The organism is Oleiphilus sp. HI0086 (genome assembly GCF_001635225.1).
The window spans coordinates 1-775 of record NZ_LWFZ01001377.1; the positions used below are offsets into that span (position 1 = coordinate 1).

The following is a 775-nucleotide window of genomic DNA, read 5'->3' on the forward strand; positions in this document are numbered from 1 at the left end:
AGCACCTCAAACAGCAGAGTGTAATTTTGACGGTACGGAAAAGGAAGCTCCAAATTGGGTGTGTACAGGGGTTATGGGTGACCTAGTTACAGGAAGGGGAAGTTATGACCGTAACAGTGCCAGCGAGAACCTCTCATTTCAAATTGCTCAGCAACGCGCTCGAGCAGATCTCGCAAGAAAACTAACTGTTGATTTAAAGGCAGCGCTAAGTGATTACGAGTCTATCACTGGATCAGGTCTGAGTGAGCGGGCAGAAAAACATGTACAGGAAATAGGGCAAAGTGAATTAAAGATGCCGCTATCGGGAAGCCGTGTTTATGCCTCGGTTACTGACCCAAATGGGGTGAAGTACGTGCTGGTGGGGATTGATGAAGAGTTGGCCAAGAAGAACAAGAAGCTCTTCATCAAATCGAGCTTTAGAGACGCTGAAGCTAAGTGGACTAAAGAAGAAGCAAAGAAAGCTTACGACGAACTAGAAAAAGTACTGAATAACGAACACTAACAACACTTAAGGATACAACGATCATGACAAACCTAATGACAACTAAAAACCTACTTGGCGCATCTATACTAGCAATTTTGACCGGTTGCGGATCAGGAAGCGATGGCGATTCAGGGCAACCAATAAACCCCGTAAACGAAGGAGGAGAAATTAACAAAAGCGACCTGCCTAAGGTCAACTTTCCAAAAATCGCTACAGGAGAAATTAATGACCAGAATGTTGAATCTGTAATTTCAGAGGTATATCAACTAAACGAGTACTGGTTAAACGAAC

Annotated in this window: 2 protein-coding genes; both read left to right on the top strand. The window is 43.7% G+C overall.

Annotation, left to right across the window (positions count from 1 at the left end; genetic code table 11):
- Positions 1-502: hypothetical protein (locus A3756_RS28250; protein ID WP_068554836.1), on the top strand; the 502-nt coding region annotated here is incomplete at its 5' end.
- A 23-nt stretch (positions 503-525) separates the two neighbouring features.
- Positions 526-775, top strand: a 250-nt coding sequence (locus A3756_RS23615) for a hypothetical protein (protein ID WP_156490730.1), incomplete at its 3' end; no start/stop codon positions are given.